The sequence below is a fragment of the Streptococcus suis YS56 genome (assembly GCF_000440115.1).
Taxonomy (GTDB): Bacteria; Bacillota; Bacilli; order Lactobacillales; family Streptococcaceae; genus Streptococcus; species Streptococcus suis_L.
This window is the reverse complement of record NZ_ALMY01000075.1, coordinates 47,152-56,615: the sequence shown is the minus strand read 5'-3', so window position 1 is coordinate 56,615 and position 9,464 is coordinate 47,152. Positions and strand designations below refer to the sequence as shown.

Annotated in this window: 1 protein-coding gene and 1 pseudogene; one reads left to right on the top strand and one right to left on the bottom strand. The window is 41.9% G+C overall.

What is annotated here, in order from left to right; genetic code table 11:
- Nucleotides 1–524: pseudogene (locus tag SST62_RS0109530) on the bottom strand (transposase); the annotation flags it as partial.
- Between the two features lie 530 nt (nucleotides 525–1,054).
- Between SST62_RS0109530 and SST62_RS0109525 the strand changes: the two are divergent.
- Nucleotides 1,055–9,352 (top strand): ZmpA/ZmpB/ZmpC family metallo-endopeptidase, encoded by an 8,298-nt coding sequence (locus SST62_RS0109525; RefSeq protein ID WP_029187172.1) that lies wholly within the window; start codon nucleotides 1,055–1,057, stop codon nucleotides 9,350–9,352.
- The last annotated feature ends 112 nt before the right edge of the window (nucleotides 9,353–9,464 follow it).

Sequence of the window (9,464 nt, the reverse complement as noted above, 5' to 3'; positions counted from 1 at the left end):
ATGAAATCCGTCTCTTTGGCAATAATTTCTAATCCTCGGTAGAGATGTTGGAGTTCAATAGTTGTAGGTTCTAGGAGAGTTTGTGAAAAATGAGCGGTAGATCGTTTAGAGGATGGGAATAGGATTCTGCCGTAGAGGAGACGAGACAGAATGGTATCTAATTGAAAACTAAAGTGATACCTCTTCTGAATATCTTGACAGATTTTATCCAATCCCAACTGATAATAGATATTCTGTAGAAACAAATATCCCCCATGATACTCATTTCGTTGGTCCTGTTTCAACTGCCTATTCTCATGAAGTTTGATTAAGATTTCTTGTTTATCTTCTTTATCGAGTTCGGTTAACTCTTTAGCCCGCAATTTTGCCCATTCCATAGGTTCCATTTCAGGATGTAGCTGTTGAAGGGTTTCGTGATTACCCAGATTTTCGACAATGGTAGAAGTTCTTTTATTTCCAACTTTAATATCTTTGATAATGGCATAATTGATTGTATTTTTAGATACTGATTTTTTAACTCTCATAGATTCGCACCTCACTCTATTATATCACAGTACGAAAAAAGTACGCAATTAATATATACGAAAATTTGACAAAAAAATAGCGCTATATCAATGATTAGAGCACTTTTGTGACATTCAAACTGTCAAACTCCCGCAAATACATATTTGTATTTTGCTTTTTTTATTTGTATACTTTGCACCGATAAATGATGGAAGAATCGTTCGTTTTTTGATATAATGACGGTAGAAAGTTTCATTTGATGCAAGATATCGTCATTTAGTTTATCTTTTATGACTTCAACGTATGAGGAAACTTCGTTTCCCTATTTCCAACTTCAAACACTCCACTGGAGTGTTTGAACTCACCTTGCCTGATTGAAACAGTCTGGGGGACTGTTTCAAGTCAATGCCTAGAAACAAGAAAGCATTGAGTTATGCTGCGGCTTTTGAAGCGAACTTGGTTCGCACTATCTCCAGCCTTTAAAGGTTCCCCAAACCTTTGAAGCGAGTACTAAAAGTAAACTAAAAGACTATAAATGAAAGGAGATCATATGAATAAATTTTTTTACGACAGAAAGAAAGCGTTTTCTATAAGAAAGCTAACTGTCGGTGTCGTTTCCTTGTGTATCGGTAGTAGTCTGTTACTGGGCCAGAATGTACTTGCGGCGGATACACTTGTTACATCTCCAGTTAAGGATATTCATTTTGAATACGTTCTTGAAACGGAGTTATCCAAGGATGAGCGCCAGTTGATTCAGTCTAGTCTACCAGCTGAACTGACAGAGACTGCGACCTATTTTGTGGTTTACCGTCCTGCGAAAACTGGCTTACCAAAGACTGGAGACGGAGTGGCGAGTGGGCTAATGGCGGCTACTGCTGGCTTTATTGTCCTAGCAGTTCTTGCAACCAAGAACAAGAAAGCACGTATTTTAAGTATGCTTTATATCACAGCTACCGGCCTTGCCCTTCCACTGTTGGAGGTATCAGCAGTCGAGAGCCATGCCCTGGCAGCCTATAACCAGACCATCACCATTCGTCCAGGGGATTCCTTGCCAGATGGGAAGTTGCGATTGGACGGTTATGAGTTTGTAGGTTATTTCATTGAAGAAAAACCAGAGGTGAAGAGTCAGGGTAGGGATGAGAAAACAAGTTTGTCCCCTTCTAGTCAGCTGGAGGAGCCAAAGACTAGTCCAGAAACGGCAGAAGTAGACAAGCAAATCTCAACTGGGGAAATAAGTGACAAACCAGACCAAGCAAGCCAACCGATAGTTGAGCAAGCTGATAAAGCTGAGGAAACTGCTCAAACTGAGCAAGCCGATAAAACGGAACAAGTTGGTAAAACTGAGGAAAGTACAGTTGAGGAAACAAGTCCTAGACCAGAAGTTGAAAAAGAGGTTTCTGCAACTGAGTCAACAGATGCTCTTCCAGCCCAGCCAACAGAGGAACCAGTCGAAGAAAAGCTAGTCACCAGTATCCCAGCTCAAGCACCGAGCCATCTCTTGCCAACCATTGATTTTCAAGTTCAGGACAAGGTGGAAGAGACTGCTTTAGAAATCCCAGAAGAGCAGATAGAGACCAATCAGTTACCACTTGGTCAAAGTCGAGTGGAAGAGGGTCAAGCAGGTAGCCTGCGTATTTCCTATCAGGAAGTCTTGGTTGATGGTCAAGTTGTCGCTCGTAAGGAAACTGGACGAGAGGAAATTCCTTCTATACCAAGAAAAGTCTATATCGGTACAGGTCAGGTTGCTACAGAAGAGGTCGCAGAAACTGATTCTCCTGAAGAACCTGTCCAGCCAACAGAGGAACCAGTCGAAGAAAAGCTGATTACGACTATTCCAACAGAAGCTCCGAGTCACCTTTTGCCAACCGTTGATTTTCAAGTTCAGGACAAGGTGGAAGAGATTGCTTTAGAAATCCCTGAAGAGCAGATAGAGACAGATGAACTAGCGATTGGTCAACGTCGAGTAGAAGAGGGTCAGGCAGGTAGCCTCCGCATTTCCTATCAAGAAGTCTTGGTTGACGGTCAAATTGTAGCCCGTAATGAGATTAGTCGTGAAGAAATTCCTTCTATTCCAAAACGAACCTACATCGGCACCAGACGAGATGAGAAATATGTTGCTCCAGCAACTATAAAACTTCCAACAGCGACCATTCGGACTCAAGAAGAGGAAATTGCATTCGAAAGAAAAGAAGTTTCTCGTGATGATTGGCCTCTTGGTAAGGTTGAGGTAGTAGCTGGGAAAAAAGGGAAACAGCTACATACCTATGCAGTCATTGAGGGTGTTGAAACCTTACTGAAAACGGAAGTGCTTGAAAAGCCGCAAGCTGAAGTGACCTACAAGGGAGTGAAGCGTCCGGAAAGGACTACAGAAGAGGTTGCCATTGACTTTACCGAGCGTGTGATTTCAGATCCAGAACAGTACAGCGATTATCGTCAGGTTGAAATTGAGGGTGAACAGGGTCTCAAACGACTCTATAAAGAAAATGGTCAGGTCGTTGATGAAGAAATTGTCAAACCAGCTAAAGAACAAGTGGTACGTATCGGTACCAAATCTATTGAAGGGCAGGTAGAAAAAGAAAGTCTCCGCACCATTGACTTTACCCGACGGTATGAGAGCAATGACCAACTAGACTATGGTCAGACAAGAACTAAGCAGACTGGTCAAAGAGGTCAAGAAAAGGTCATTTCGACCTACCAGACCATCAAAGGTGTAGAAGGGAAGTTTCTTGCTAGTAGGACTGAACTGATTAAACAAGTGCAAGATGAGATTATTGAAGTTGGTACGAAACCACAGATTCGGATTGAACAAGAAGAACCTGTGACAGAGTACATACCAGCACCGGACAAGGAATGGGATGTTCAAACGGTTCTCCAAGAAGGTCATGCAAAAGAAACAACCTATCGAACTGTCTATAATTTGGACACCAATAGTGGTCAGGTGACACCGATTCAATTGCCAGGAACGGTTAGTCATCCAGGACAAGTTCGCAGGATCAGTGTAGGTACTAAGCCGACTATTACTAAGAAAGCATTGCCGTTTACAGAAGAAACAATCCCTAATTCAACCCTCTATGTTGGTGAGCGTGTGATTGTCCGACCTGGAAGGGCTGGGGAGCAGATAATTACGGTTCATTATAGCTTGGATCAAAGAACTGGTCAGACCAGTGCAGGTCAGCCTCAGATTCAAGAGATTGCTGCAGTGACACAGGTTGTGCAGGTTGGTACTAAGGCTGTGGATCGAACTGTGGAGACTGTTGATCATCGGGCTATTGCGTTTAAGACAGAATACCAAGCAGATCCAACCCTGTCCTATCCGCAACGAGAGGAGATACAAGCCGGTAGCGATGGTGTGGAACGTATCACCACTGCTCGTCGTTATGTTCGTGACAAAGAAGTTGGAGAACCAAGCCGAGTAAGTGAGGTTGTTAAAGTCGTTCAAAATCGTATTATTAGAGTCGGAACCAAACCAGCTGTTCGCCGTGTCGAAACAGACTTCACTCGTGTCTATGAAGCAGATCCAAATAGACCGTTGAACGAGCGTCATGTCAAGCAGGCAGGTATCAAGCAGGAGACAACCTATACTAAAAACTATGTCCTCAATACTGAGACAGGAGAGGTGACAGAACAGGCAGAAACTCGCCAAGTCACTCGAACAGCTAGACAGGAAATTGTTCAAGTTGGGACTCGTCCGACAACAGAATCGGTTTCGCGTACCTTGCCAACTCGTTATGAGGCGGATATCACTCGTGCCCATGGTCAACAGCATACTCGCCAGCAAGGTCGTCCCGAAATCACCACCTTTACAACGACTTATAGTGTCGATTCCAGAACGGGTGCGACACAGGCTCATCGAGATAATGGTCGTGTGACGGATTCTGGTCAGGCACAGATTATTCGGGTTGGTACTCAGCCAGCAGAGCGAACAGAGAGACTTGATCTTCCAGAAATTAGAAGACAGAATGCCGAGTTGGCAAAAGGCACGGAACATGTCATTCATGCAGGTAGTCCAACAATAAGACTCTATCGCACAAGCTATACTGTAGATAGTGTTTCCGGTCAGATTACTGCTCTACCAGAAGTTCTCGTTTCTGAGATAGCAGGCCGTGCAAGAGAGGTTGAAATTGGTACCAAGGAACCAGATCAACCAGTTACACCACCAGAGGAAGAGGAAACAGTCAATCCAGAAACAGTTACCCAACTTCGTGCGAAGATGGGAGAGCTTCGTAGCTATAAAACTCGAGTTGAAGGCTACGAATGGCAGACCTACATTGATACAGTCTACAAGCATTCAGAGGATATGATTGTTTCGGGAGACCCTGCTAATATTCGTACTCAGCTTGAAGTGATTCAAGATGATATTGATTTCATTGTGGATCTTTTAACAGAATTAGGCAATCCAAAAGTCCTTGTTGAAACGGATGCCAATAGTGGACCAAGTCTTAAATTTGAAGTAATGGCAAAACCTGTCAATGTCCCGACTGATGCTAACAGCAGTCCAAGTCGTAAAAATGAGGGTATTACCAGCCCAGTCACGCCGAAACCAGAAGAAACGACAGGTACAGAGCAGCCAGAACCTAATTCTCCGACAAATCCTCCAGTGACACCAAAACCAAATCCAGAGCAACCAACTGTTCCAGACACGCCGGATCCAACAGAGATGGAGACGGAACCAGTTTCTCCTGAAAAACCAGAGGAAACAACTGAAGAAACGGTTGAGGATGTGAATAAGCCTTTGTTGAGGGTGGTGAAGAATGAGCCGCACTACCATCTGATGAAGCATGTTCGTTCTTCTAAAGTGACTTACAAGCTTGATGACCAATATAATACTTTTAGGAAAGCCATTGCTCGATTGTTTGTTAATGATACTGAGATTCACCAAGAAGAATTAACCGATAAAAATAAGCTAGAAGTTCGCTTTAGAAACCTACTGCCAAACGTTGACTATTTCGTTAAGACTGATTTGGTGTACACAGACAGTCTAAATAATGAACGTACAGAACGTCTTATGGATGAAGTCCACATTGATTTTGAAGAACGCCATTTTGAAATCAAGAACATCGATGAGGCAGAAGTTTGGAAGAATGAAAATGGTAAATTAGTTAGAAAAGTTGCGATTAAAGTAGATCCGAATGATGTTCAAAATTATTTCATCAAACTGAAGTCAGATGAGCATAAGGATATTCTGTTACCAGTTACGAAAATCGAAAAAACGAGCCTTGATAATGTAACCCACTTCAAATTGCAGGCTAGATTTACCAATCCAGAGGAAAGACGACAAAAACTAGATAAGTATCATGATACTGTGACAGTATACTTACCGAGAGAGGTTCGTGAAAATCATGAAACCAAAAATAAGTATAGTACGTTCACTAGTCTTTTGAAAGCTATGCAAAATAATTCCTCAGGTACCTTTGAACTCCAACAAGATTTGACGGCATCAGAAGTCGTGCTGTCGGATACAGACAAATCTTATCTGAAAAATCAATTCCATGGAACTCTCAAAGGTAATGGTTTCACTATTTATGACTTGAAAGTACCATTATTTGATGATTTACGAGGAACTGTATCTGATTTGAACCTGAAAGCAGTAGATATTCATCTGCCGAAAGAAAAAGAGGTAGGAGCTTTAGCGAAACAGTCTACCAATGGTAGTGTTACCAATGTCCATGTTGAAGGAAGAGTTGTTGCAGACAATTTCTTAGGTGGTCTGATAGGAGAAGTGGATAAAACATCGCTCTCAAAAGTTAGCTTTACAGGTTCTTTAATTAGTCTTGGTAAGGACGATAATAAAGTTGGCGGTATCGCTGGCTGGCTCGGTGGCGGTAGCATCACAAAAGGCTATGTAGATGCGACCATTTCATCAACCTCTTCGAATGTGAAGGCTGGAGGCTTGGTTGGTCAATTAGAAAATGCCAATACGCAAATTATTTCGAGCTTTGCGACAGGAAGCATTGCTACCAAGAAAACCAAGGATACGGAAGTCGGTGGCTTAGTTGGAGCGATATTAAAAGGGAACAGCCAGAATAACAGTATCCAGCTTCGAGACAACATTGCTGCAGTCCATGTGGTCAATGGCCATAAAGTATACGGCAGAGTGGAAGAAAACTTGCAACCATTTAGCAATATACGGATTGTGACGGGTAAAGCAGTTGGTAAAAACAATTCATCTGAATCTATCACAGAAATAGATGCAGCAGGAGCTGTTCAAGAACTCAACCTATGGGCTATCCGTCCGTCTGAAAAAGAAGCAGAGCGGAAATTACGCCAGAAGAATGCCTTTGACATTGATTATGCTACGGCTCAATTTGCTTTGGCAGAGCGCAAGCAAGCCTATGAAAACATGGAAAGACTGCTTCCGTTCTTCACAAGAGATGTGATTATCCAGTACGGAAATCGACTGGAAAAAGATGACGAATTGGTGACCAAGAAATTACTAGACGTCGTACCATTAGTGGATAAAGTACCATATTTGGATGTACTAGGTACTAGCGTCGGAAAAAATAATCAAGAGATACTAAATCGTGATAAGATAAACGGATTGCTTCTACACTTTGCAGACGGAACAGTCAAATACCAATACTTGGTGAAGAAAAAAGACTTGAGTAGAGGCGCTGTTACGGAATACCTGATATTAGACAAAAATATCAGCTACACTCCTGAAGTCATGGCAAATGACTTTGAATATAGGAAACTACTAGGTAGCTTGATTTCGGAATTTGAAGGGATTACTTTTACCTCTTCGGCTGTCCAAGAAGCACTGGGTCTCAATGGTAATTCAAGAGACAAAGAATGGCTCTTCCTCCAGGAATCGTTTGAGGATGTCAAATCGAACTTGCAGGTACATTTGTCCGAATTGATTTCAAACTACAATTTAGTGGGATTGGATAGTTCGACTGCCAATCATTTCCTAAAATCCTATATCAGTAAAAACAAGGCGCAGCTTCTACTTGGTTTAGCCTACATGAATCGTTGGTACAATATTCAGTTTGGCGATGTCAATGCCAAGAATTTGATGATGAAGAAAGCAGATTTCTTTGGTAAGAATGTCAATTCTCTGGACCAACTCATCCGTATCGGTAGCATGGGAGCAGAGATGTTGAAACCGAAGAACAACTATGCTCTTGCAAGTCAAGTGATTGCCAAGGAGTCAATCGGTGGCGATTTGTTTGATTACCTAGAGGGCTACCGGAAGGCTTTTGTACCGAAGATGACCAATAATGACTGGTTTAAGTCTTCTACCAAGGCTACCATCATTGAAACTCCGTCTACCATCAAGGAAGTGCTAGAAAAACAAACAAATCCGACCAAGGATATTCACCACAGTGGTTTTTACGAAAAACTGGCAGGGGAAAATTGGAAGTTCAAAGAAATGGCCTTGATTCTTCTAGTCATGCCAAGTAAGGATATCTTTATCTTGACCGATATGGCCAATACCTTGATTGGAATGTATGATAACAATAAAGGGGTCAGTGAAGAACGTTTGCAGGAAATTGCCAAGATGTGGGCAGGTCATGCAGACTATCTCTACAACATTCTTCCAGAAAATCATAAAGAAAAAATGTTCCGTAGAACCATTACTTGGGATACGAAACGTATTGGTAACGATTGGAAGGCACTAGATAAGTTGACTAGTATGAATTATTCTGGTATGAAGCACTTCTACCTGCCACTAGGCTATGTCTATCCAAATGAATCGAAAGGTGCTCATGCGGATACCCGAATGGATGGGATTTATTTCTTCAATCATGATGCCATAACGGAAGATGGGGCACGAGTTTACACCCATGAAATGACCCATATCGGAGATGACAATACGCTTCTTTTAGGTCATGGCAAGCGAACAGGTCTAGATTTTGAAGTCTATGCGCGTGGTTTATTTGAGTCCATCACTTGGGACAATCAAGATCGATTTGGTATCAACAATATCTACGATTTCAGCAAGTACGATGAAAGGAATTATGGAAGACGTTTGACCAATAAGACACCTGACCGTTTCAAATCCACTCAAGACTTACAAGACTATATGAAGGGCTATCTGGATGTTATCTATACCTTGGATTTTTTGGAAGCTGAGGCTGTTTTGGGATTGTCTAATCCTCAAGCAAAACAGAATTGGTTTAATCAGATGGTAACGGAAAATGGAAACACCTCTGTAGCCAACCAGTTTACCAATACCTTTACAAGTCTTGACCAGCTGATTGAAAATGGGATGATTTCGAGACGTCCATATGAGGATAGCTATTACAACTATGGCAATTATGGTTCAAATAGCCATTCGAATGCATACTTGGAGGTTAGAGCATTTGATCCGATATATGGTTCTTTAAATAATGATGGAACCAGTCGTAACGAGTATGAGGTGCGTAAGATTGCCTTTGAACTCTTAGCAGAATACGGTTACGAAAATGGTATGGTTCCTTACCTGTCTGACCAATATAAGAATACATTAGGCAAGCGAGAAGCCTATGGTCGTATGAAGGATAGTGAACTCATTTCGCTCATTTCGAAAAATGAGTATGAAAATAGTGCGACATTCCGAAAAGCCATGTTTGCGAAACGGCAGCAGCATTTAGAAAACTTGAAACCAGTAGAGTTGATTACTAAGAATCCTTTGAATGGTGATGGTTATTTCTACGATTCCACACGTACGGTAAATTCTGTAGCAGAACTGCGTCAATTGATGCAAGCTGCAGTAGAGTATGATGCTACTCATCACAAATACTACTCACAGAATGGTCAGAACGTAGGGACACAATCCCGTGTCTATAGCCTAAAAGCAGCCGTCTTAAACGGATACCTCCGTGCAACTGATGACTTTAGACAGTCTATCTACAAGGATACTCCATAAAGAGTGGGTTATACACAGATAGTTGAGCAGTGGACAGATTGTTCACTGCTTTTCTTGTCTTTAAAAGCCAGTTTGCCTGTATTTTTGGTATAATAATAGAAAAGCATCAAAG